This window comes from Streptomyces mutabilis (assembly GCF_014649815.1).
GTDB lineage: Bacteria > Actinomycetota > Actinomycetes > Streptomycetales > Streptomycetaceae > Streptomyces > Streptomyces mutabilis.
On record NZ_BMTT01000021.1, the window covers coordinates 1 to 24,628 of the forward strand.

Annotated in this window: 19 protein-coding genes; 13 read left to right on the plus strand and 6 right to left on the minus strand. The window is 70.2% G+C overall.

Annotation, left to right across the window (positions count from 1 at the left end; genetic code table 11):
* The 6 genes from IE142_RS29640 to acmL all read left to right on the plus strand — a co-directional run.
* A partial coding sequence (locus IE142_RS29640; protein WP_191888588.1) for an alpha/beta fold hydrolase occupies window positions 1-1,644 on the plus strand: 1,644 nt, incomplete at its 5' end.
* Between the two features lie 71 nt (window positions 1,645-1,715).
* A complete protein-coding gene (locus IE142_RS29645) occupies window positions 1,716-2,348 on the plus strand; it encodes a DUF6875 domain-containing protein (protein ID WP_191888589.1) in 633 nt (210 codons plus the stop codon).
* A gap of 4 nt (window positions 2,349-2,352) precedes the next feature.
* Window positions 2,353-3,246, plus strand: a complete 894-nt coding sequence (locus IE142_RS29650) for an alpha/beta hydrolase (RefSeq protein WP_191888590.1) — start codon at window positions 2,353-2,355, stop codon at window positions 3,244-3,246.
* Window positions 3,243-4,085: a tryptophan 2,3-dioxygenase gene (locus tag IE142_RS29655; protein WP_191888591.1), complete on the plus strand. Its 843-nt coding sequence runs from the start codon at window positions 3,243-3,245 to the stop codon at window positions 4,083-4,085. The genes IE142_RS29650 and IE142_RS29655 overlap by 4 nt, the downstream gene beginning before the upstream one ends.
* 72 nt (window positions 4,086-4,157) lie before the next feature.
* Window positions 4,158-5,420: a kynureninase gene (locus IE142_RS29660; RefSeq protein ID WP_191888592.1), complete on the plus strand. Its 1,263-nt coding sequence runs from the start codon at window positions 4,158-4,160 to the stop codon at window positions 5,418-5,420.
* Between the two features lie 51 nt (window positions 5,421-5,471).
* On the plus strand, window positions 5,472-6,512 hold the full coding sequence (gene acmL, locus IE142_RS29665; RefSeq protein WP_191888593.1) for a 3-hydroxy-D-kynurenine methyltransferase AcmL: 1,041 nt from the start codon (window positions 5,472-5,474) through the stop codon (window positions 6,510-6,512).
* 361 nt (window positions 6,513-6,873) lie between these two features.
* On the opposite strand, the gene IE142_RS29670 is transcribed toward acmL, so the two are convergent.
* The 3 genes from IE142_RS29670 to IE142_RS29680 all read right to left on the minus strand — a co-directional run bounded on the left by IE142_RS29670 (window position 6,874) and on the right by IE142_RS29680 (window position 8,828).
* Window positions 6,874-7,080: a ferredoxin gene (locus IE142_RS29670; RefSeq protein WP_191888594.1), complete on the minus strand. Its 207-nt coding sequence runs from the start codon at window positions 7,078-7,080 to the stop codon at window positions 6,874-6,876.
* A gap of 32 nt (window positions 7,081-7,112) precedes the next feature.
* Window positions 7,113-7,760 (minus strand): LmbU family transcriptional regulator, encoded by a 648-nt coding sequence (locus IE142_RS29675; protein WP_191888595.1) that lies wholly within the window; start codon window positions 7,758-7,760, stop codon window positions 7,113-7,115.
* A 225-nt stretch (window positions 7,761-7,985) separates the two neighbouring features.
* Window positions 7,986-8,828: a TetR/AcrR family transcriptional regulator C-terminal domain-containing protein gene (locus tag IE142_RS29680; RefSeq protein ID WP_191888596.1), complete on the minus strand. Its 843-nt coding sequence runs from the start codon at window positions 8,826-8,828 to the stop codon at window positions 7,986-7,988.
* A gap of 114 nt (window positions 8,829-8,942) precedes the next feature.
* Between IE142_RS29680 and IE142_RS29685 the strand changes: the two genes are divergently transcribed.
* From IE142_RS29685 to IE142_RS29700, 4 genes are all read left to right on the plus strand, one after another.
* The gene (locus IE142_RS29685; RefSeq protein ID WP_191888597.1) at window positions 8,943-9,827 is read left to right on the plus strand and encodes a siderophore-interacting protein; all 885 of its coding nucleotides are present in this window, start codon (window positions 8,943-8,945) and stop codon (window positions 9,825-9,827) included.
* Window positions 9,828-9,906: 79 nt separating this feature from the next.
* Window positions 9,907-10,890, plus strand: coding sequence for an ATP-binding cassette domain-containing protein (locus IE142_RS29690; RefSeq protein WP_191888598.1), 984 nt, complete (start codon window positions 9,907-9,909; stop codon window positions 10,888-10,890).
* The gene (locus IE142_RS29695; RefSeq protein WP_043386512.1) at window positions 10,880-11,647 is read left to right on the plus strand and encodes an ABC transporter permease; all 768 of its coding nucleotides are present in this window, start codon (window positions 10,880-10,882) and stop codon (window positions 11,645-11,647) included. The genes IE142_RS29690 and IE142_RS29695 overlap by 11 nt, the downstream gene beginning before the upstream one ends.
* An 87-nt stretch (window positions 11,648-11,734) precedes the next feature.
* Window positions 11,735-14,050, plus strand: coding sequence for an ATP-binding cassette domain-containing protein (locus IE142_RS29700; RefSeq protein ID WP_191888599.1), 2,316 nt, complete (start codon window positions 11,735-11,737; stop codon window positions 14,048-14,050).
* Window positions 14,051-14,175: 125 nt separating this feature from the next.
* On the opposite strand, the gene IE142_RS29705 is transcribed toward IE142_RS29700, so the two are convergent.
* Both IE142_RS29705 and IE142_RS29710 read right to left on the minus strand, forming a co-directional pair.
* A complete protein-coding gene (locus IE142_RS29705; protein ID WP_191888600.1) occupies window positions 14,176-15,153 on the minus strand; it encodes a hypothetical protein in 978 nt (325 codons plus the stop codon).
* A complete protein-coding gene (locus IE142_RS29710) occupies window positions 15,063-17,714 on the minus strand; it encodes an ATP-binding protein (RefSeq protein WP_229830976.1) in 2,652 nt (883 codons plus the stop codon). The genes IE142_RS29705 and IE142_RS29710 overlap by 91 nt, the downstream gene beginning before the upstream one ends.
* Window positions 17,715-19,515: 1,801 nt before the next feature.
* On the opposite strand from IE142_RS29710, the gene IE142_RS29715 reads away from it, so the two are divergent.
* A complete protein-coding gene (locus IE142_RS29715) occupies window positions 19,516-21,159 on the plus strand; it encodes a GMC oxidoreductase (RefSeq protein WP_191888601.1) in 1,644 nt (547 codons plus the stop codon).
* 340 nt (window positions 21,160-21,499) lie between these two features.
* Window positions 21,500-22,192 (plus strand): helix-turn-helix transcriptional regulator, encoded by a 693-nt coding sequence (locus IE142_RS29720; protein WP_191888602.1) that lies wholly within the window; start codon window positions 21,500-21,502, stop codon window positions 22,190-22,192.
* 101 nt (window positions 22,193-22,293) lie between these two features.
* Here IE142_RS29720 and IE142_RS29725 read toward each other — a convergent pair whose 3' ends face one another.
* Window positions 22,294-22,908 carry a LuxR C-terminal-related transcriptional regulator gene (locus IE142_RS29725; RefSeq protein WP_191888603.1) on the minus strand — a complete coding sequence of 205 codons (615 nt, stop codon included), beginning with the start codon at window positions 22,906-22,908 and terminating at the stop codon, window positions 22,294-22,296.
* A 556-nt stretch (window positions 22,909-23,464) separates the two neighbouring features.
* Between IE142_RS29725 and IE142_RS29730 the strand changes: the two genes are divergently transcribed.
* Window positions 23,465-24,625, plus strand: a complete 1,161-nt coding sequence (locus IE142_RS29730) for a cytochrome P450 (RefSeq protein WP_191888604.1) — start codon at window positions 23,465-23,467, stop codon at window positions 24,623-24,625.
* Window positions 24,626-24,628 lie beyond the last annotated feature (3 nt).

A 24,628-nucleotide genomic window follows, 5' to 3' on the forward strand; every position in this document is an offset into this window, starting at 1 on the left:
GCCACCCTCTACAAGACCGGCATCACCCCCCACCCCCTCGACGACGCCCCCACCCGACCCTGGTCCCGTGACCTCGGTGCCCTCGCCGAGCATCTGGGCAGCGCACGGCCCGACCGGCTGCGCGTCACCGGGGTACCCCACGCGCGGATCGCGGCAGACCTCGCCGCACAGCGCGCGCTCGAGTCGGGGACGGCACCGGACGTCCGGGACACGGACGGCGTCGAGCCGGAGGACCTGCACAGCCTGGGTGAGAAGTACGGCTACTGGACGGCGATCAGCTGGAACGGGCACGACCCGGCCGCCCTCGACCTCACGTACGTCAAGCGCGAACTGCTCGGCGAGGGGGTACCCGTCGGCTCCTACGCGACCACGGGCGCGGCCGGCCCCGACACGCCGCTCTCCTCCTGGACCACCAGTCCGGCCACCGCCCGGAGCACCGGCGCCCTGCTCGTGGCCGTACGGGAGCACCTCCGCCGTCGGCTGCCCGAGTACATGCGCCCCACCGCCGTCGTTCCGCTCGACCGGCTGCCGCTCACCTCCAACGGCAAGCTCGACCGTGCCGCGCTGCCCGTGCTCGAACCGGAGCGCGCCGACATCGGACGGGCGCCGGCCACCCCGCAGGAGCAGGTGGTGTGCGAGCTGTTCGCGGAGGTCCTCGGTCGGCCGGTGGTCGGTGTGAGCGAGGACTTCTTCGACCTGGGAGGGCACTCCCTGCTGGCCACCCGGCTGATGGCCCGGCTGCGCGCGGCCTTCGGCGTCGAGCTCGGCGTGCGGAGCCTGTTCGAGGCGCCGACACCGGCGGGCATCGCGGCCCGGCTCGACGTCGACGACGCGGACGGCTCGTACGAGGTGATGCTGCCGTTGCGCACCGGGGGCAGCAGGCCGCCGCTGTTCTGTGTCCATCCGGGCGGGGGCATCAGCTGGTCGTACAGCGCGCTCATCAAGCACCTGGGGCCGCAGTATCCGCTGTACGGCATCCAGGCGCGCAGTCTGGCCCGGCCGGAACCCCGGCCCGCCAGCATCGAGGAGATGGCGGTGGACTACGCCGACCAGATCCAGAGGGTGCAGCCGCACGGGCCGTACCACCTGGCCGGCTGGTCGTTCGGCGGGCTGTGCGCGCACGCGCTGGCCGCGGAGTTCCAGCGGCGCGGCGAACCGGTGGCACTGGTCGCGGTGCTAGACGTGGTCCCCGACTGGCAGGGGCTCACCCACGCCGACGTGCCCGCCCCGGACGACCGGGTGATGCTGCTCTACCACGTGGGTCTCGTCGACGACGGCAGTCACCACGACGACGAGGAGATGACCTTCGCCAAGGCGCGGGAGATCCTGCGCCGCCAGGGCAGTGTGCTGGCCAACCTGGAGGAGGACCGGCTCGCCACGATCACCGAGATCTCGGCGAACAACACCCATCTGACCGTCGACTACCGGCCCGGCCCGATCGACGGAGACCTGCTGCTGATCGCATGCTCGGAGGAGCAGGACCCGCCGGTGACCGCCGGGGCCTGGCAGCCGTACGTGCGCGGCTCCGTCGAGGCCCACGTGGTGCCCGGCGACCACGGGTCGATGCTGACCCGCCCGGACACGCTGGCCGAGATCGGCCGCATCCTCTCGGCCAAGCTCCACGACCTCACCGGCGACGAGTGACCTTCGCGGGCCGCCCACCAGGAACCCGCCGTCCGCTGTCCGCGAGGACCGACACCCGAGGACTGACACTGATGCTGACCGACGTGCTCTCCGTCGATGTGGCCAAGGCCCTGGCCACCGTGGACGAATGGCTGAGCGAGTACATCCGTCGACCGCACGGCGAACTCGGACGCACCGGCCCGGTGTGCCCGTTCGTCGAACCCGCCCAGCGCGCCGACGCGCTGGAGATCCGGGTCAGACTGGTCGGCCCCACTCCGAGCCAGACCCTGATCGACGAGATCGTCCGCTGCGGCCTCGACGAGTTCAGCGAGGTCGAGTGGAAGTCCGGCAACCCGAATCTGCGCTCGCTGCTGCTCGTCCTGCCGGACCTGCCGGCCGAGCACCTGCACCTGTTGGACGCGGCGCACACCGCGCTGAAGCCGGAGAGTGTGCGGCGGGGGTTGATGATCGCGCAGTTCCACGAGAAGTGCGAGGAGAAGGCCGCACGCAATCCGGCGTTCGAGGTGAGCCACGCCCCGGTGCCGATGATGGCGGTGCGGTCGATGGCGATCCACGACGTGCTGTTCCTGGCCGACCGGCGGGAGTGGTTCGAGGAGTACGCGAGCCGTTTCGGAGCCCGCTACCGCAGCGGGTCGCACGGCATCGACCCACTGCTGACCGAGGTGTACGAGCGGGCCCGTGCCGCACACGCTTCGGGGAGCTGATCGCATGCACGACGCACCGCCGGCCGGAGCTGCCGTGTACCGGGGCATGGACCGGGCCACGCTGGACCGGCAGTACTCGCCGAGTTCCCGCGTGGCGAGCCTGGACGCCTACCTGCGCGAGTACGAGCGGCTGAGCGAGGCCGCCCGCCGGGCCCACCCGGTGCGGACCTCTCTCGCCTACGGCCCGCACCCGGCGGAGAGACTCGACTACTTTCCAGGACCGGGAGCCGGGCGGGCGCCGCTGCTGGTGTTCGTGCACGGCGGGAACTGGCAGGCACTCGGCCGCGCCGAATCGGCCTTCCCGGTGCCGCCGTTGCTGGCCGCCGGCGCGGCGGTCGCGGTGATCGAGTACGGGCTGGCTCCGGACGTCGGCCTGGACGCCATGGCGGGCATGGTGCGCCGGGCCGTGGACTGGCTGCTGCGCCACGCGGAGGGGCTCGGGTTCGCCCCGGACCGCCTCCATCTGTGCGGCACCTCGGCCGGTGCGCACCTGACCGCCATGGCCTTGCTGCCCGATCCGTCGGTCGGCCCGGACGTGTCCGGCCGGATCGCCGGGGCGGTGCTGCTCAGCGGCATGTACGACCTGGAGCCGGTCCGCCTGTCCTACGTCAACGACGCGCTGCGGCTGGACGAGGCCGCGACCCGCCGCAACAGCCCGATCCTTCGACTGCCGGCGCGGCTGCCCGAGACGGTGGTCGCCCGCGGCGGCAACGAGACCGAGGAGTACGTCCGCCAGCACGACCGGATGGTGACGGCGCTGCGCCCCCGGGCAGCGGTGACGGAGGTCGTCGCCGATCGGCGCGACCACTTCGACCTCCCCTACGACCTGGGCGTGCCGGGCACCGGGCTGGGCGACGCGGTCCTGGCGCACTTGGGACTGGAGGGAACGACCGCATGACCACCGAACAGACCACCCGAAGCCCCGCGTGCCCGTTGTCCGTGGGATCCCCGTCGGACACCACCCCGTACGCCCACTACGCGAGGATGGACGAGCTGCTGGCGTTGCAGCATCCGCTCAGCTCGGCCCGTACCGAGCCGGGGTTCATCATCATGAGCCAGGTCAAGGAGCTGCTGTTCAAGCTGCTGCACACCGAATTCAGCACAGCACGGGACCAGTTGGCGGACGACCTGCTCGACGACGCGTTGTGGACGCTGCGCCGCGCCGCGCGGGTGCAGCAGGTGCTGCTGGTCTCGTGGGAGACGTTCTCCGTGCTGTCCCCGGTGGAGTTCGCCGAGTTCCGGGACGTCCTGGGGTCGGCCTCCGGCTTCCAGTCGGCAGGCTACCGGCGCCTGGAGTTCCTGCTCGGCAACAAGAACCCCGCGATGGCCGCGCCACACCGGAACACGGCGGGCTACGACGCGGTGGTCGGCCAGCTGCACGAGCCGAGCCTGTACGACGCCGCCCTCGCGCTGCTGGCGCGCCGCGGGCTGCTCACGCCGGACGACTCCACGGGCCGGGACGTCACCCGGCCGTACCGCGGCGGCGCGGAGGTCGAGGAGGCCTGGCGGTCGGTCTACCGGGACCCCGTCCGCCATCGCGACCTGCATCTGCTCGCCGAGGCGCTGATGGACACCGCCGACCAGTTCGCACGCTGGCGCTACACCCACCTGGTGACCGTGCAGCGGATGCTGGGCGCCAAGCCCGGGACCGGCGGCACCGAGGGCGTGTCCTGGCTCGCCCGGATCAGTGAGCACCGCTTCTTCCCGGAACTGTGGTCGGTGCGCTCCACGCTCTGACCGGGTGCCCATGGCCTCGCCGCGGACGGCGGGGACACGCCGACATGGACGGCACGAGACAGAAGGAGGCCGATGGTGAGCGGGATCCCGCGCACGGTGGCCGAGGAACTGGACGCGTCCGATCCGCTCGCCGCGTTCCGCGAGCGGTTCGTCATCGCCGATCCGGAGCTGATCTACCTGGACGGCAACTCGCTGGGCCCACTGCCCGCGGCCACGCCGGAGGTGCTGCGGGAGGTGGTCGAGGAGGGCTGGGGCGGGGGGCTGGTGCGGTCGTGGCAGGGCTGGATCGACTGGGGCGCCCGGCTCGGCGACCGCCTCGCCGAGCACGTACTGGGCGCCGCACCCGGGGAAGTGGTCATCTCCGACTCCACGTCGGTCAACCTCTACAAGCTGGCCGCCGCCGCCCTGGACGCGGCACCGGGGCGCGGCACCGTCCTGATGGACGCCGAGGACTTCCCGACCAACCGGTACATCGTCCAGGGCCTGGCCGAACAGCGCGGGCTGCGGCTGGTGCGGCTGCCGTCCGACCTCGACGGCGGCCTCGGCCTGGACGCGCTGCGCTCGGCACTGAACGGTGACGTCGCGCTGGTGGTGCTGTCCCTGGTGTCCTACCGGAGCGGCGCGCTGCTGGACATGGCGCAGGTGAACGACCTGGCCGACGCGGTCGGCGCGCGGGTGGTGTGGGACGTGTCGCACGCCGCCGGAGCCGTCCCTGTCGACCTGGGCGGCACCGGCGCGGAACTGGCCGTCGGCTGCACGTACAAGTACCTCAACGGCGGCCCGGGTTCACCCGCCTTCCTCTATGTGCGGCGCGACCTGCAGTCCCGGCTTCGGCAGCCGGTGTGGGGCTGGTTCGGGCAGCGCGGGCAGTTCGAGATGGGGCCGGACTACGACCCGGTGCCGGGCATCGAACGGTTCCTGGTGAGCACCCCGCCGCTGGTGTCGTTGGCGGCGATCGATCCCGCCCTCGCCCTGGTCGAGGAGGCCGGCCTGGCGCGGATCCGGGCCAAAGGGCTGAGGCTGGGCCGGCTGGCCGACGATCTGGCGGACGCCTGGCTCACTCCGCTGCACTTCCGGCCCGCCTCACCCCGCCCGCCGGAGCGGCGAGGTTCGCATCTGTCCCTGTACCACCCCGACGCCTGGCGGATCTGCCAGGCGCTGGCCGCGGACGCGAAGGTCGTCTGCGACTACCGGGTCCCGGACCGGCTGCGTATCGGTCTGTCCCCCCTGGTCACCCGGTTCACCGACGTCTGGGACGCGTTGGCCCGTATGCGCGACGTCGTGGCCGAGGGCACCCACACCTCCCGGCCGGCCGGCCTCGCCCGGGTGACCTGACCTCCGCCTCCCGCACACCACCTCCTCCACCTCAGCCGATTCGGAGTGACCATGGCTCACGCATCCCCGCTCACCACCGACGGACTGGTACAGATCCTGTTCGGCTCCTCGGCCTTCCAGATGCTCCGCGCGGGCAGCGACCTGGGCCTGTTCACCCTGTTGCACCGGCGACCGGGGCTGACCCCGCCGGAGATCGGCCGGGAGCTCGACCTGGAGGAGCGGCCGGTGCAGATTCTGCTGCTCGGCACCACCGCCCTCGGACTGACGGTGCGCCGGGGCGACGGCTACGAGAACGCCGACGTGCTGAACGGTCTCTTCGCGGAGGGCACCTGGGAGATCATCGAGGATCTGGTCGAGTACGAGGAGCGGATCGTCCGGCCCGCCGAGGTGGACTTCATCGCGTCGCTGCGTGAGAACACCAACGTCGGCCTGCGACGGATCAAGGGCACAGGGGAGGACCTCTACCACCGGCTGTCCGCGGACCCCGAGCTGGAGCAGCTGTTCTACCGCTGCATGCGGTCCTGGTCCCGGCTGTCCAACCCCGTGCTGGTCGAGAAGGCCGACCTCACCGGAGTGCGGAGCGTGCTCGACGTGGGCGGCGGCGACGGCGTCAACGCCATCGCCCTCGCGCAGGCCAACCCCGGCGTGGAGTTCACCGTCCTGGACCTTCCCGGCACGGTGGAGATCGCCCGCGAGAAGATCGCCGAGCACGGCCTGTCCGACCGGATCTCCGTGCGAGCCGCGGACATCTTCGCCGACGCCTACCCGACAGGCCACGACTGCGTGCTCTTCGCCAACCAGCTCGTGATCTGGTCGCCGCAGGAGAACGTACGGCTGTTGCGCAAGGCTTACGCAGCGCTGCCGGACGGCGGGCGGGTGCTGGTGTTCAACGCCATGTCCGACGACAGTGGGGACGGCCCGCTGTACGCGGCCCTGGACAACGTGTACTTCGCGACGCTGCCGGCCGCGAGCAGCACGATCTACCGGTGGGGCCAGTACGAGGAGTGGTTCGCCGCGGCCGGGTTCGTGAAGCCCGAGCGACTGCCCGGCGGCCGGTGGACGCCGCACGGCGTGATCAGCGCGGTCAAGTGACGCCCCAGCGAGTACCGGAGCCGACCATGCCCTCCACGTGCCAGGACGCCCGCCGGCCGGCGGCGGAGCGGTTCGTGACCCGCTATGACGACGTCAGCGCCGTGCCGCGCGACCGACGGTCCGGCAACGCCCCTTCCCGCGTGCCCGGCAGGAGGACGAGGTGAGTCACCCGACTACGGGTCCGCGACCCCGCCCTCGCGCTCGCTGACGGCGATCCGGAGCACGACCGTGCCCGGCTGCCCGGCAGTTGGCGGCTATACGCGTTGCGCCTGTGACTCCAGCACGTGCTCCGACCGCAGCACTGAGGGCTCCACGGTGACCGTGGAGCCCTCAGCCCTGGGGGGTGGCGGGAGTCGTGCCGTCAGGCGCCAGGCGGGTCGTTCCCCACGGCGATGGCCTGAACGAGGCAGGACAACGCGGCCTGGGTGACCTGCCGCGGGGTTGCCGTCCGTGCCCCGTAGGGTACGAGCGCGGTGTACCCGTCGTCGTCCCGGGTGGACACCGTGGGTGCCGTCAGGGTGCGCTGCCCGGACCCTGTACAGCTGCGGTGGTCGATGTGGATCTCCATTGGGGGGCGTCTCCGGTGGTCGGGCGGGGGCGTCAGTGACCGAGCTCGTGCGCGGTGGCACGGTCGAGCGTCAGCAGGACCCACTCCTCGAAGTCCCGGTCGCCCCTCGATGCGGCCTCCCGCCAGCGCTGGACACGGTCACAGGGGGCGCTGATCCGGAGCTGGCTGGCCCGTGCGGGTCCGGCCGGTCGGTTTCCTCTGCGGCTCTCCCGCAGCAGCAGTCGGAGCTGGTTCCGTGACCAGCCGTGCTGCTCCGCCTGGTCGAGCCAGGTGTCGGCCTCCGCCGGCGGTAGGGAGGCGACCTCGGCGTGATGGCCGAAGCTCAGCGTCTCGCGCCGACGCCAGAGCTCGAAGTGGCGTGCCACCCACGCGTAGTTGCGCAGCGTCTGGTAGTCGAGTCCCGCGGCCTGCACTCCGGTCTGGTAGCGGTCGGCGTAGCGGTCCTGGCCGTACACGAGCCAGTCGCCCAGGCACCAGGCGGAGGAGTCGGCGATCTGGAAGATGTGCTGCCCGGCCTTCTCCCATCGGTCGTACGTGAGGTTGGTCGGCATCTTGAGGCCGACCCGGGTGGTGAAGATTCGTTCCTGCTCGCCCGGTCTGCGAGGGCGGGCCGCCTCGGTCGCTCGGCGGCCGACTGGCAATCGACGGTCATTCCGGTCGTACTTGGCGATGTGCTGCACCGGTTTTCTCCTGAAATCGGGGCATGATACATCTCGCACCACTCCTCGCGCCCTCGAGCCATCAAGGGCGCAAGCTCGAAAAACGGTAGTCACCGTCCTAGATACCGTCAATGAGTATTTCCGGCCGGGGATGGCCGATCGGGATGTAATCAGCTCCGGTTTCGATCGCTTCAGGAGTGCGGCACGTGCCCGATCGTGCGGGCCCACCGGGCGCGCACGACCCCGTCAGGGGGTGCCGGCCGAGGCGTGGAGCGTGCCGTCGGAGTCCGTCCGCGCCGCCGCCTCGACGCCGTCGAGGATCAGGTCCAGGCCCACCCGGAACGCCTCCCTCGCCTCCCGCTCCATGTGTGACGCGGCGCGACCCGCCTCCGCCTCGGCCATGGCGGCGAGGCTCGCGGTCGACTCCAGGGCCGCGAGGGCGGGGAAGCGTTCGCTGAAGTCCGGCGCGAACTCCGCCACCAGCACGGACCGCTGCGCCCACCACTCCTCATCGGGCACCCCGGTCTCCGGCGCCGCCTGCCGGTGTTCCGTCGCCACCAGGGCCATACCCCGCACGAACTGGAACAACGCCGCGATGACCCGTCTGACGTGCAGGGGGCCCAGGCCGATTCCGCCCAGGATCCGCACCACCGTCTCCAGTCGCGCGTACTCGTTCGGCCCGAGTACGGGACGGGCCTGCGAGACCTGGAGCACCCAGGGGTGGCGCTGATAGAACGCCCAGGCGTCGTCGGCCCAGGCGGTGATCGCCGGGCGCCATCCCGCGCTCGTGTCGTACTCCGTGGGCAGTTCGGCCAGCACCCGGTCGTGCATGAGGTCGACCAGTTCGCTCTTGCTCGGCACGTACGTGTAGAGCGCCATGGCGGTCCGCCCGAGCCGGGTTCCGACCGCCCGCATGGACAGGGCCGCCATTCCCTGTTCGTCCGCCACCGCGACACCGGCGCCCACGATCGTGTCCACATCGAGTCCGGGCTTGGGGCCGGGTTTGGCGCCAGGCCCAGCCGATTCAGCCGATCGCCAGAGCAGGGACATGGATCGGCGGGCATCGCCCTGTCCGGCGAAAACAATCACCTTGCAACTCCTTACAGCATAAAGTAACCTCACCGGCGCATCTCTTTACGCTGTAAGGATACCACTGGGCGTTCGTCCGCCCCGGTATGCCCGTACGTTCGTGGAAGGTCTTGAATGGCAGAGCTCCCCGTCGCGTTCATCCAGGTCACCGACATCACACGCATCACACCGCGGATGGCCCGCGTGACGTTCGAGGCCGACCACCTGGACGACTCCGTCGGCCTGACCCCGGACCAGCAGCTCAAGCTCTGCTTCCCCCGGCCCGGCCAGGAGCGGCCCGTCCTTCCGGAGCAGAGCGACGACGCGACGGGCTGGTACCAGGCATTTCTGGCCATTCCGGAGGACGAGCGGCCCTGGATGCGCAGCTTCACCCTCCGCCGGCGCGTGCCCGGGACGAACACCGTCGAGGTCGACTTCGTCCTGCACGGCGACAGCGGCCCGGCCGGCGCCTGGGCCGGCTCCGCCCGCCCCGGCGACCGGCTCGGCATGGTCGGCCCCTCCGCGCTCTACGCCGGACCGGTCTCTCTGACGGACTCGATCGCCTCCGCAGACTGGCTGCTGCTCGCCGGCGACGAGACGGCACTGCCCGCCATCGGCACCCTGCTGGAGGCCCTGCCCGAGCGGACCCGCGCCCAGGTCTACATCGAGGTCGCCGACCGAGCCGAGCAGCAGACCTTCCGGACGGCGGGCGACGCCACCCTGCACTGGCTGCACCGCGACGGGACCCAGGCCGGCTGCAGCGAAGCCCTGATCGGCGCCGTCCGTGGCGCCGAGTTCCCGCCCGGGCGTCCTTTCGCCTGGCTGGCCGGCGAGGCAGGCGTCGTCCGGACCCTGCGGCGCCACCTGGTCAACGACCGGGGGCTCGACAAGCGCGCGATCGAGTTCAGCGGCTACTGGCGCGTCAAGCTCACCCAGGACGACGCCCCGACCGCCGACGACATGGCCGAGGCGCAGGAGCGCCTCGCCGAGTACCAGGCGGTGGCCGATGGCCAGTCCTGACGAGCCGCGCGCCACAGCCGGCATCCCGGCAGGGCGCCGCGAGTCGGCCGCACGACTGCCGGGCCGAGAGAAGGATTTCATGATCACAGTACGAGGGCTCGCCCGCCGGTTCACCGTGCGCGGCCAAAGTGTCGAAGCGGTCAAGGGCATCGACTTCGACGTGGCGCCGGGGGAGGTGGTCGGGTTCCTCGGCCCCAACGGAGCGGGCAAGACCACGACCTTACGGATGCTCACGACCCTGCTGCGCCCCACCGGAGGAACCGGAACCGTGGCCGGCTGCGACCTGCTGACGGATCCCCAGGGCGTCCGGCGCAGGATCGGCTGCGTCCACCAGGGCGGCGCCACCTGGCCCGAGTCCAGGGTCGCCGAGGAGATCGAACTCCAGGCCCGGCTCTACGGCCTGTCCCGGTCCGAGGCCAGACGGCGTGGGGCCCTGCTCGCTGAGCGGCTCGACCTCGCCGGCCTGGACCAGCGCCCCGTCAAGACGCTCTCCGGCGGTCAGCGCCGCCGGCTCGACATCGCTCTCGGGCTGGTTCACGAACCGACGCTCGTCTTCCTCGACGAGCCCACCACCGGGCTCGATCCGCAGAGCCGGGCCAACCTCTGGGACCACGTCCGCCGCCTGCGCTCCGAGCAGGCCACGACCGTCTTCCTCACCACGCACTACCTCGACGAGGCGGACGCGCTGTGCGACCGGATCCTCGTCACCGATCACGGCACGATCGTCGCCGAGGGGACCCCCGACGCACTAAAGGCCCGGGTAGCCGGCGACGCGATCACCATCGAGGTGACCGACCAGGTCGCGGAGGCGGCCGACGTCGCCGGGCGGCTGACCGGCGCCACCGAGGTGAGCGTCGACGGCGACACGGTGCGCTTCCGGGTGCCCCGCGGCGACGCCGCCCTGCCGGAACTACTGCGCACCCTCGACGGCCGGGGGATCACCATGGCCTCGGTCAAGGTCAACCGGCCCACCCTCGACGACGTGTTCCTCAGCCTGACCGGACGCTCCCTGCGGGACGGCGACCCCGCGCCCCGGACAACGGAGGCCGCCCATGCTGCGTGACACCCGTCTGATCTTCGTCCGGGACATGAAGCTCGCGCTGCGCAGCCCGACCTGGCTGCTCATCGGGATCATGCAGCCGCTCCTGTACCTGTTCCTCTTCGGCCCTCTCATGGTGTCCGTGGTCGACCACACCCCCGGTTTCCCGCCCGGCGGCGCCTGGGAGGTCCTCACCCCGGCACTCATCGTCCAGACGGCACTGTTCAGCGGCTCCTTCGCCGGGGTGGCACTGCTCACCGAGTACCGGGTCGGCGTCGTCGACCGCTTCCGCGGCACGCCCGCGAGCAGGGCCGCACTGCTGTTCGGCAAGGTCCTGGCCCAGGCCGTGCAGGCCACCGCGCAGTCCGTACTGATCGTGCTGGTGACGCTGCTCGTCTTCGACCTCGACGCCTCACTGACCGGGCTGCTGCTCAGCCTGGCGATCGCCGCGGTCCTGGCCATCGCTCTGTCCTCGGCATCGTACGCACTGGCGATGGTCCTCAAGAGCGAGGCCGCGTTCCCGGCGCTGATGAACGCCGTGCTCCTGCCGCTTCTGCTGCTGTCCGGGGTGCTGCTGCCGGTCTCCGAGCAACTGGCCCCCGGCTGGCTGTACAACCTGGCCCGCATCAACCCGCTGACCCATGTGGTGGACGCCGAACGCGCGGCGTTCCGGGGAGACATGAGCGCCACGGGGCTGCTGACCGGCTCACTCGTGCTGCTGGTCATGGCCGTCCTCGCCCTGATGTGGGGCACGCGGACCTTCCGCAAGGAGAACGCCTGACGGCACCGCCCGCAGGCCCACCCGAGACCGGGCTCCCCCTTACATCCCCCGGAGGGGGAGCCCACCCGCACCAGCAAGGAGCAACACGTGAGGACCGACGCCATCAAGGTGACCGGTGCCAGGGAGAACAACCTCAAGAACGTCTCGCTGCAGATCCCGAGACAGCAACTGACCGTCTTCACCGGTGTCTCCGGCTCGGGCAAGTCGTCCCTGGTGTTCGACACCCTCGCGGCCGAGGCCCAGCGGCAGCTCAACGAGACCTTCAGCGCGTTCGTCCGCACCTTCCTGCCCGACCACGGGCGGCCGGACATGGACGCCGTCGAGAACATCTCCGCGGCCGTCGTCATCGACCAGAAGCGCCTGGGCGGCAACCCTCGCTCCACCGTCGGCACGGTCACCGACATCAACCCGCTGCTGCGTCTGCTGTTCTCCCGGGCCGGCGATCCCGGGGGCCTGCGACCGAGCGCGTTCTCCTTCAACGACCCCCAGGGCATGTGCCCGACCTGCGAGGGCCTCGGCACGACCGTCCGCCTCGACCTCGACGCGTTCCTCGACCGCACCAGATCCCTGAACCAGGGTGCGCTGCTGCACCCGGACTTCTCCACCGACAGCTGGTACTGGCTGAGCTATGTGGAGTCCGGCCTGTTCGACAACGACAAGCCGCTGGCCGACTTCACCGAGCGGGAATGGCGGCTGCTGCTGCACGGCGAACTGCCGGACAAGCTCCGCCTCGTCTGGCAGGGCAACACCCTCAACGTCCGCTACGAGGGCCTCGTCGACAAGTTCACCCGGCTCTACGTCAAGAAGGAGGACATGTCCGAGCGCGGCCGCCGGGTGTTCCAGCGGTTCGCCCGCACCGCCTCCTGCCCCGACTGCGACGGCACCCGCCTCGCGCCCGCCGCGCTGGCCGCCCGGATCGGCGGCCACCACATCGCGGACCTCACCGCGATGGAGGCCCAGCACCTCGTACACGTCCTGGCGGAGCTGGACCTGCCACGGTCGAAACCGGTGCTGGACGATCTGACCACCCGTCTGCACCACCTGGTCGACATCGGTCTCGGCTATCTGAGCCTTGACCGGGAGACCCGCACCCTCTCGGGCGGCGAGTCCCAGCGGATCAAGATGGTCCGGCATCTGTCCAGCAGTCTCACGGAGATGCTGTATGTGTTCGACGAGCCGAGCATCGGCCTGCACCCCCGGGACGTGCACCGGCTCAAGGAACTCCTCATCGCGTTGCGGGACAAGGGCAACACGGTGCTCGTGGTCGAGCACGACCCCGACGTCATGGCCATCGCGGACCATGTGGTCGACATGGGCCCGAAGGCCGGGACGCTCGGCGGCGAGGTGGTCTTCGAAGGCAGCTTCGACGCACTCACCGGTGCCGACACCCTCACCGGGCGCCACCTCCAGCACCGACTGCCTCTCAACACACAACCCCGGCGCGCCACCGGGACGCTCACCGTCACCGACGCGACGGGCCACAACCTCAAGAACGTGACGGTCGGCTTCCCCACCGGCGTCCTGACGGTCGTCACCGGCGTGGCCGGATCGGGCAAGAGCACGCTGGTCAACGACGAGTTCCTCAGCCGTTACCCCGATGCGATCGTCGTCGACCAGTCGGCGGTGACCACCAGCCGGCGCTCCAACACCGCCACCTACACCGGCCTGATGGACCCGATCCGCAAACTGTTCGCCAACGCCAACAAGGTCAGCCCCTCCCTGTTCAGCGCCAACTCCAAGGGCGCCTGCCCCAACTGCCAGGGGCTCGGCGTCCTCTACACCGACCTGGCGTTCATGGACACGCTGAAATCGGTGTGCGAGGTCTGTCGAGGCCGCCGCTACTCCGAGGACGTCCTGGGCCACCGCCTGCGGGGCAGGTCCATCAGCGACGTCCTGGAGATGACGACGGCCGAGGCGGCGGACTTCTTCACGGAGCCCAAGCTCCGCCCCGTCCTGCACGCCCTGAACGAGGTGGGGCTGGACTACCTTCGCCTCGGCCAGCCGCTCAGCACCCTGTCCGGCGGCGAGTGCCAGCGCCTCAAGCTCGCGGCCGACCTGCACCGCGTCGGAAGCGTCTACGTCATGGACGAACCCACCACGGGTCTGCACATGTCGGACGTCCACCGACTCCTCGGCATCATCGAGCGCCTCGTCGACCAGGGCAACACCGTCATCGTCATCGAGCACAACCTCGACGTCGTCAAGAGCGCCGACTGGATCATCGACCTCGGCCCCGAAGGGGGCAGCGGCGGCGGACGAATCCTGTTCGAGGGAACTCCGGCCGATCTTCTGAAGACCACCGACTCCCACACCGCCGAGCACCTCCGGCAGGACACGGCGCCGTGCGAGAACGGCGGCAAGGACTACGCGACGCTGGAGCTGACCTTCACCAACGCCGGCTGACCCGAGTTCGGAACAGTGCCGCGGCGCCCCACGAGCGCCGCGGCACCCTCGTGGCAAGGCCGGTCACGACGCCCGGTGGCCCGATCGAGCTGCCCGTCGCCCGGGTCCGCGACCGTGGTGGTGTCTCACGGGGACGGGGAACCAGTGGGGTCGAGCCAGTGGTCGGCACCCTGGCCTAGCAGTTCGTGGAGCAGCGGGGTCGCGGGCAGTGCCGGGTGGAGGTACACACGCTCACGGCGTTGTCCGACAACGGCCAGCATCGTCCGGAAGGTGCTCCTCGCGTCCTCGGCCCGCCCGCTGTGCACCTGGGCCTGGCCCAGCAGGCCCAGGTGGAGGGGGTGGCGCAAGTACGTGCCGGACCGGCCCAGTTCGGCCAGCGAGGTGTGTGTGAGGGCGAGGCCCTCGTCGGGGTCTCCCGCGCGCGGCAGGCCCCATCCCCTGACGACACCCAGCATCGCCTTCCAGTGAAGCAGTCCGTGTTCGCCCGCGACGCGGACGCCCTCGTCGCCCGAGGCGAGCGCGGTGCGGGTGTCGCCCTCCCAGGCCGCCACGACCCCGTCCACGTACAGTGCGAAGGAGCGGTCGGACGGCCTGCTCCCGTACTCGGTGATGCTCAGGAGCTCACGTCGGCGCGCACCGGCGGTCTGCCGGTTCCCGAGAAGCCAGTGGGTGAAGGTGTCGTAGGAGCAGCAGGAGACCCGCGGGTTGTGCTGGAAGGTGCGGGCCAGCTCATGCCCCGCGTCGGCCAGGCGGTCCGCCATGCCGACGGCGCGCTCCAGTTCGGCGAGCGCCTGCGGCAGCATGCCGCGCACATGCAGCACGATGCCCTCGCCGTACGCCGCACCGAGCGACGCCACGGGCTCCCGGGTCCGGCGTGAGATGTCCCGCAGCAGGCCGGAAAACTGCCGCGAGGCGTCATAGCGGCTGGTGACCAGGTGCGCCGCGCACAGCGCCCAGAGCACCGACGGGTCCTCGGGGGCCTGAGCAGCCGTGCGCAGGGCGCGACCGCGCGTCAGGGCCGTCTCGGCCTCGTGGTGGCCGTAGCCGCGCGTGATGGCGAGCACCTGGCCGAGGTGGATGTGCAGCTTCTGCTCCAGCCGCACCGTGGCGGGATCGTCCGGCGGCAGAAGGCGATCAGGTGCTGCGCCCGGCGCAGCCACATCTCCACCTGCTCGTACGCCACGGACTGCTCGGCGTGCTCCGCGGCGAGCAGCAGCCGGGACAGCACCTGGGCGGCGGGCAGCGTGCTCTTGGCGTGCCAGCTGTGATGCGCCACCCGCTCGATCTCCTCGTCGCCCGTCTGTCCGCGGCGGCGTGCGCGCAGGGCGTCGGCGATTCTGGCGTGCAGGCGGTGGCGGTCCGCACGGGGCAGTTCGTCGACCAGCGTCTCCCGGACCAGGGCGTGGGCGAAGTGCAGCCGCCCCGGATCATGCGAATCCTCCTCGAGCAGACCGGCACGGAGGGCCGATTCGAGACCGGCGACGACCGGTTCGTCGGGCGTGGCGGTCCGGTACAGCAGGTCGGTGTCCACCTCGGCGCCGATGACGGCGCACAGCCGCAGCAACCGCAGCACCGGCTCGGGCAGCGCGGCGAACTGCTGGTGCAGTGCCTCGCGAATGCCGGTGGGAATGTGGGCCAGGAGCGCGTCGGCCGCGTCCGGGCGACGGAGGTTGCGCGCGTCGCCCACGAGGGAGAGCAACTGCATCACGAAGTACGGGTTGCCCGCGCTGCGCCGGTGCAGCACCTCGACGACCTTCGGGTTCACACCGGGCCCCGCATGTGCCTCGACGAGAGCGGCGACGGCGTCCGGGGAGAGCCCGCACAGCCGCAGCGTCTCGGTCCTGGGGCCGCGTAACACGTCGGAGACAATCCGGCGTAGCGTCGCGTCCGATTCGGCCTCGCACTCCCGGACCGTGAGGACGATGCCGAGCGGATGGCCCTGGCATCGGGTGCGTAAGAGCCTGAGCAGGTCGAGGGAGGCGGTGTCCGCCCATTGCAGGTCCTCGAGGAGCAGCACGAGGGGACGTTGCCCGGCCAGGTCGAGCAGCACCTCGCAGACCGCGTCATGGGCGAGGAAGCGGGCCTGGGACCCGTAGGAGGACAAGCTCGGGCCGCCGGTCCGGGCCGCCGACCGTTCGGGCAGGAGCGGGCCGATTAGGGCGTCGTACGGCCGCGTCACCTCGCGGAAGGCATCCGGCCGGGTGGCGGACAGCCGCCGCAGGACCTGGGTCCACAGCCAGTAGGGGGGAACGCCCTCACCGGGGAAGCAGTGGCTCCAGACGACCTCCGGTCCGGCGCCCTCTTCCTGTGCCGCCATGCTCTCCAGACGTGCGGCGAGTTCGAGCAGCAGGCGGGTCTTCCCGACTCCCGGGGGGCCGAGGACGCCGGCCACATGGCCGTGGCCCACGGCCGCGCCCGCGGCGGCGGTCGTCAGCCGGTCGAGTTCCTGGCCGCGGCCGGTGAACGGCGAAGGGGCAGCCGTCCACCCCGGCTCGGCCTCCGGGGATCTGTCGGCTCTCGGGGCGGTCGCCGGCTCGTTCGCCGGCCGGGGTAATGCCCGCCACCGGGCTGCCCCGTCCTGCGTGCCAACGTTGTCAACCCGCGCATCCGGCGGCACATCGGCTCGCGCGTGCGGGCGCGCGCCGGTCCCCGTGGTTCCGTCGCGGCCGACGGTCGCCACCGAGCCGGCTGTCGCGTGGGCGCCGCCGGGCGCCGCCGCCGTGCCGTGCCTGCGAGCCGTGACGGCCGTTCCGCCGTCCCTGGAGCCGTCGGAGCCGTCGGAGCCGTCAGAGCCTGCGGAGTCCGATGGCGTGCCGTCAGTGGTCTCGTTCGTCACGGGTGGCACAGGTGATGAGCCGAGCGACGCAAGTGGTGCGGAAGGGGTGCTCGCTCCCGGCTCCTGGCGCAGGATCATGTCTCTGACCTGGCGCAGTTCGGCCGCGGTGTCCACACCGAACTCCTCGGCCAGATGGCTGCGCGTCCGCTCGTACACCTCCAGCGCCTCGGCCTGCCGGCCGAGTCGGGACAGTGCTGTCATGAGGTGGCCGACCAGTCGCTCCCGTGTGGGATGACGGCGTGCTTCCCCGTCCAGATCGGCGGCGACCTCCTCGGCCGCGCCGAGGACCAGCCGCGCCTCCGCGCGGGATTCCACGGTGGTGAGCCGGATCTGTTCGAGTCGGGCGCACTCGTCGCTGAGCCGCGGATTGCTGTCGAACTCCGCGTACGGCGAGCCGCGCCACAGCCCGAGGGCCTCGGTGAGCCGGGCTTGCGCGGTACGCGGATCGCTCTGCTCCAGCAGCCGCCGTCCGTCGGTGACCAGACGCTCGAAGCGGCAGGCGTCGACGTGCTCGGGATCGAGATCGAGGACGTAACCGGGCGTCCTGTGACGCAGCAACGAGAGATGACCCGGCCCCGCCGCCGTGTGCAGGGCCCGGCGCAGATGGGAGACATGGCTCTGAAGGGTGGCGACGGCGTGCCGGGGTACCTCGTCACCCCACAGCTCCTCGACGAGCAGTTCGGTGGGCACCACACGGCCGAGACGGATGAGCAGCAGGGCAAGCAGCGTCCGCCGGCGTGGCGGACCGAGCGGGAGGTCGTGCCCGTTGAGTTGCGCCGACATGGGCCCCAGAACGCTCAGGAAGAGCTTGGTCTGGCCAATGGTCATGGGTGACCCGTTCGCGGTCGGAGGTACGGGCATGACGGTTCCCATCGGTCCTTTCGGGGGTGGGCCCGGCTCTTCCGCCGGGAAGAGCCGGGTTCTGCCGGGCGGTGATCAGCTTTGGTCGGAGCTGCACCCAGCGGTCGAGGGCGGTGAGGTGCTGTGGCGTCAGGCCGTGTCGCGGGTCGAACCGGCGTGGAAGATCCTGTCCAGGGTGACGGGTGTCCATTCGGTCGCGGTCGCGGTCCCAATCCCGGTTTCGGACCCGGTCCCGGTCGGTGGTCTCACCGTCGATCCACGCGCGAGGACGTCCGGTTGCCCGGTCGGCAAGGGGCGGGCTCTCCAGTGCGCTTCGCCCCTCCGGAGAGGAGGGGAGGTCCGACTGCGTCGCGGAGGGGCGGGGGCAGCGTGGAACTGATCATGAGGACACCGTAATGGTGTTCCCAGCGTTCGTAACAGGTGGTCGTTACGCGTGCATGGGCACTAACCAGCCGATACCGCGACGGTACGCCGGGGGCTCGTCGGTCGAGGAGCGGAGGCACGGGGGCCGCGGTCCGGGTGCGGGCGCCGTGCGAGACGACGGCCCGGGTGGGGATATGACACAGGCTCTTACGCGCCTGGCGGCCCCGAAATCACCGCCAGGCGGTATTTACCTGCCCGCACGGCGCGAAGTGCGAGACCGCCGGCGACTGCGCCGACTGCCTCAACGGAGCCTTTGACCGACTCCGATGCAGCACCACTATTGAGCCATCTTCCGAATCCGGAGCCGGAGCCGGATCGAACACCCCCCATGGCACGGCAGAAGTGCCTTCCGAGCAGACGATTCCCGATCGGCAAGCGAACGGCAGGCATGCGGCAGGGTTTTCGGCAAGGGGCGCGTGAAACGCCGGCGGGCGACGGCAAGGGGACGTCAGCGACTCGTCCAGGACCCCGCAAGGGAAGTGACGCACGATGTTCCGGTCTGGAGATACTGCTGGTCCAGGGCCGATGACGCCCCTGCTGACGGTCTTGACGGCCGCTCACCAGCCTTCGGATCGATCTCGCGCCCACGTTTCCGATAAGGAGCCCTTTCTTGCTGAGTGCAGCATTTGCAGCTCCGGGCCTGTGCATGGCAAGCCGCGATATTACACTGACCGCCCAGCAGGGAAACCGGATATTTCTCCGGCAGTTCATCGGTTCGTCCGAGGACATATGCGGCCCCGTTTTCCGCGGTGTGTTGCACCCGGGCGTGCAGCGGCCGTCGGCGCGTCGATTCCCCGCATCACCGGAAGGCAGGCACCAGCGATTCGTCGTGCCCGTCATCGTCATGGGGCCCGGCGAGGGGACACGCGTGCTGCCCGAGCGCGAGAAGACTCTCCGCGATGGACGCGCGCGACACCGAGGGTGTCGCCGCCGGCTGCTGCAGTCGGCAGGGCGTCGAGTGCCATGTGACCAGCCTGCTGCGGAAGATGCCGTTCCCCGGCCGCGCCGCGCAGGTCACCCGCTGTCGCAGGCACCGGGCGGGACGGCTCGAGACGCTGACCTCGTGGAGGCCGGGCCATGGGGGGCTCGGTCACCCGGTGTACGGAAGAGGGCGTGAGGTACGGCTTGCGCGCGGGCGCGCGCAGCGCGCTCACGGGTGTCTCAGGACGTGTGCCGGACCGAGCGAGTGGCCGATGCGGATGTCGGCGACTGCCTTCGCGCCGACCCCACACAGTCCCCGGTCCGTGCCGCTCCGGCCGGCTCTCCGATTCGCCTTCCCTTCCGTTTCCTCCCGTTTCCTTTCCTTCTGTTTTCTCCCCTTCGAAGCTCAGGAGCACAACACAGCATGAGCGCACATCAGCCTCTGTCGCGCCGTCGCATGCTCGGCCTCGCCGCCTTGGGCGCCGCCGCACTCGCAGGGCAGACCACGATTACCGCGGCCCCCCGGGCGGCCGCTGCCACCAGGACCGGTGTCTCCGACGGCACGCTCGTCCCCGCTGTCGTGGTCGGCACCGGATACGGCGCGGCCGTCTCCGCCCTGCGGCTCGGCGAGGCGGGCATCTCCACCCTGATGCTGGAGATGGGCCAGCTGTGGAACCAGCCCGGTCCTGACGGCAACATATTCTGCGGGACGCTCGCGCCCGACAAGCGTTCCAGCTGGTTCAAGACCCGCACCGAGGCCCCGCTCGGCTCCTTCCTCTGGCTCGACCTCGCCAACCGGGACATCGAGCCCTACGCGGGTGTGCTGGACCGCGTCAACTTCGACCAGATGTCCGTATACGTGGGACGCGGTGTCGGCGGCGGTTCGCTCGTCAACGGCGGCATGGCGGTCACGCCCCGGCGCTCGTACTTCGAGGAGGTGCTGCCCCAGGTCGACGCCGACGAGATGTACAGCACGTACTTCCCGCGCGCGGACTCCGGCCTCCGGGTGAAGAACGTCGACGAGGCATGGTTCGAGCAGACCGAGTGGTACCAGTACGCGCGCGTCGGGCGCGAGCAGGCCAGGAACGCGGGTCTGAGCACCACCTTCGTGCCCAACGTCTACGACTGGGACTACATGCGCCGTGAGGCGGACGGCTCGGTGCCCAAGTCCGCGCTGGCCGCCGAGGTCATCTACGGCAACAACCACGGCAAGGTCTCACTCGACAAGAGCTACCTGGCGGACGCCCTCGGCACCGGCAAGGTCGCCATCGAGACCCTGCACCAGGTCAAGACGATCCGTCAGCGGAACGACGGCACGTACCTGCTGACCGTCGAGCAGAAGGACGCCCAGGGCGGGCTGCTCGCGACCAAGGAGATCTCCTGCCGCCACCTCTTCCTCGGCGCCGGCAGCCTCGGCTCGACCGAACTGCTGCTGCGCGCCCGGGAGACCGGCACGCTCGCGGACCTCAGCCCGGAGATCGGTGGTGGCTGGGGCCCCAACGGCAACATCATGACCGCCCGCGCCAACCACATGTGGAACCCCACGGGCAGCAACCAGTCGTCGATCCCCGCCCTCGGCATCGACGACTGGGACAACCCGGACAGCCCCGTCTTCGCCGAGATCGCCCCCATGCCGGCCGGCCTCGAGACCTGGGTCAGCCTCTACCTGGCCATCGCCAAGAACCCGGAGCGCGGCACCTTCGTCTACGACGCCGCCAAGGACCGGGCCGACCTGCGCTGGACCCGTGAGCAGAACGCGCCCGCGGTCGCGGCCGCGAAGTCGCTGTTCGACCGCATCAACAAGGCGAACAGCACCATCTACCGGTACGACCTCTTCGGCCCGCAGATCAAGGCCTTCGCCGACGACTTCTGCTACCACCCGCTCGGCGGCTGCGTCCTCGGCAAGGCCACGGACAACTACGGCCGCGTCACCGGATACAAGAACCTCTACGTGACCGACGGCTCACTCATCCCCGGCAGCATCGGCGTCAACCCGTTCGTGACCATCACGGCACTGGCGGAGCGGAACGTCGAGCGCATTATCAAGGAGGACGTCACGGGCTCCTGACGAGCGGCGGGCGGGGCCACTCCGTGCCCCGCCTCCCTCTTCATCCGACGAACGCCCCGCCACGGTGGGCGGACGAACCAGAACCGAGAAGAAGACATCGCGTGAACTCCCCCCTCAGTGACAACGGCCTGTGGACCCGCGGGCTTCCCCCGCGCCCCGACGCCCGTGCCCGGCCGGTCCGCCTGCCCCACGCGGTCGGTCCCACCGGCTCCCCCTTCCCCGACTCCCCATCCGCACCCGGCAGCGTCGATGTGCTGCGCGAAGTGATCTCTCAGTTGACCGCACCGGATCATGAGTGCCATCGGCCGGCGCCGATACCTTCGAGGGGAGTGGCGATACCGTGATCGATGACTCGTTGGGCACGACGGCGGCCCGTGCCTCGTACATCGCGGCGAAACAGAGACCGGAGTACGGTGACATATTCCGGCTGATGTTCGAGCAGTCCGGGCTGTGCATGGCGACGCTGGATCGTGCTCTGTGTCTGCGTGAGGCCAACATGGATTTCCTCGCACAGTTCGACCGAAATCCGCAGGACAGTTACGGTCGTCCGTTCCTGGCGTTGCTGCATCCGACGGTACGGAAATCCATAGGCCGTGATCTGGCCCTGCTCGGCGCCGGTGAGCGTGACCGTGTCGGTGGAAAGATCATCGCGGTCAGACAGGACGGCGCGCTGCTGTTCGGTGAGCTGATCGCCGTTTCGGTGGTCGGGCCGGGCGGTGAAGTCGATGCCGTTCTGGTGGTGGTTGGCCGGACTTCCCGGGTCGGCAAGGCGCAGGCGATCGTTCAGCGCGGAGTGCTGCTCACCCCGATGGATGCCAGCATTCTGGAGGGTGTCGCCGCCGGGATGTCCACGGGCAAGCTGGCGGCCGTTCTGCACATGAGCCGAGGCGGGGTGGAGTACCGGGTAACGGCTCTGCTGCGCAGATTCAAAGCCATCAACCGAACCGAGCTGGCCTCCAAGGCCTACTCCATGGGCGTGTTGAATGCGGAGAGCTGGCCACCCACCGTGCAGTCGACGTACGTGCAGAACTGAAAGGCCGACAAGGAACGGAACCGCCCGGAATGGTCTTCCGGGCGGTTCCGTTCCTGTTGTATCCGGGTCATCCGGACTGCGTATCCCGGCGTCCGGTCATGTCAACGGCATTTGACGTGCTCTTGCTGGACCCGGGGCGGCCAGGTGCCGCTGCTGAGGATGCCTGTCGTGTAGGCGCGGGAGACCAGCGCCGGCCGGTTGGGAACGCCCAGCTTCCGAAGCATGGCGCTGATGTGGTACTCGATGCCTTTGCAGCTCAGGTGCAGCTGGCCGGCCAACTGGACGGTGGAGGCACCGGCGGCGACCCTCTCCAGGATCTTGGCCTCCATCTCGCTCAGCAGAGTGGACCGGGCGCCGTCCGGCGGGCATTCGGCGGGCGGCGGGTCGGTCTGGAGCAGCACGAGAAGCGGGCTGCTGGTGCGGGCGTCGGCGCGCATTCTCAACGCCGTCAGATTGCCTCGCACCGCATGGTTCGGGCGCGGGACCTTGACGTACTCGGTGAAGCGGCCGGTGCGGCCGAGGCGGAGTTGATCAAAGCCGACCTGTAACCGGGACCGGCTGTCAGGGTGTAAAAGCTCGGCGAACTCGATGTCCCGGACCTCGGAGGTGCTGCGGTCGAGCAGGGCGAGCAGGGCATCGTTGGCCTGCCGGATGCGGCTGCGCGAGTCCAGGGCCGCCATCCCGACTCCGGAGCGCTCGAACAGGGAATGGAACATGGCCGCCGACCGGGACGGTGTGCCTTGGTGCGACACAGAGCGACGCATATCGGTGTGGGAGCGTTCCGTCAGACGATCTATCGCATCTTGCATGATGTCCCTCGTCGGAAGTTCTCGGGCGATTGCGCTGGAGGCTCGTCAACGTTGACGGTGCCGCTCGCCGATCTTCTGTCTGTTGGTCGCCACCCTGAATCGTGTCAGGGCGTCCTGAACCACGTGGGCTTCGGTTTCGATGGAATCCCTGCGGCGTTTCCTGTGTGGTAACACTGTTGAAACGGAATACCTCTGTGCTGGTTAACATCACCCAGCCTCGCACCGCACGGCACCGCGTGAATTGGACCGGAATCAGGTTGATTCCCCCACCCGTCCGCCCATTTACCTCGTGCGTCGAAGGCTAGTTGCATATTCATCCACAACGCAACTCCGCGTGACTAGTGTCACGGGCCCTTGTGGGTGTCATCACGTCGTCCGGGATCCGGCTGTCTAGGGATTTCCGGCCGACGGTGCCGTGAGACTGTCCGGTGCTACCGGCCTTCACGCGGAGAGGACGCGAGCCATGACCATGGCCGAAGACAACATTCCCTCGATGGCGTCCCTGACCGCGCCACTGCTCGGCATCAACGAGGAACTCCGGGCGATGCAGGCGGAACGGCCGATCTGGAAGGTCCGGACCTTCACCGGTGACGAGGCCTGGCTGGTCATGGGCGCTCCGGAGGTCAAGCGGCTGCTCGTCGACCGGAGGCTGGGCCGCTCGCATCCCGACCCGAGCAGCGCACCGAAATACGCGCCGAGCCCGGTGTTCGAGCAGATCATGACCGAGTTCGAACGTCATGCCGAACTCCGGGCGCTGCTCACGCCGTACTTCTCGCGCGCGTCCATGCGGGCGATCCAGCCGAAGGTCGAAGCGACCGTGGCGGAACTGGTCGACAAGATGCTGGCGGGTGAACGCCCGGCGGAACTGCAGAAGGTGCTGGCGCGGCCGTTGGCCATGCGTGTGCTGTGCGAGCTCGTCGGCATCCCCGTGGCCGACGAGGAACTGGTCGGCGACCTGCTGCACCGTATGGCCGGCCTCGGTGCGGGCGACGGTGACGCCACCCTCGACACGTATCTGGCCGGGATCGCGGCGCAACGGCGGGTCGAACCGCGCGACGACATGATCTCCGGACTGGTCGCCGCGGGACAGACCGATGAGCGGGTGGCGACGATGGTCGCGATGCTGCTGTTCGCCGGCGGCGAGAGCGTTGCCACGCACATCGGGTTCGGCGTGGCCCGGCTGGCCACCGATGACGCGCTGCGGGAGGCGTTGCTCCAGGACCGCACGCTGGTCGAGCCGGCGGTCGAGGAGATGCTGCGCACCGCCAGTCACGGGGGCGGGGCGCAGCCCCATTACGCCAACGCGGACATCGAGATCGCAGGGGTGACCATTCGGGCCGGCGACCTCGTGCTGCCGGACTTCGCGCTGGCCAACTTCGATGCACGGGCCTTCGAGGCCCCGGAGGCCGTGGACATCACGCGCAGCCCGAACCAGCATCTGGCGTTCGCGCACGGGATCTGGCACTGCCTCGGTGCGCCGCTGGCCCGGATGGAGCTGCGGACCGTCTACACGACGCTGTTCGGGCGGGCGCCCTCCATCCGGCTCGCGGTGCCGCTCGACGAGCTCAACCGCGAGGCCGACCGCTTGTTCGCGACCATGCCCGAGCTCAAGATCACCTGGTGAGGC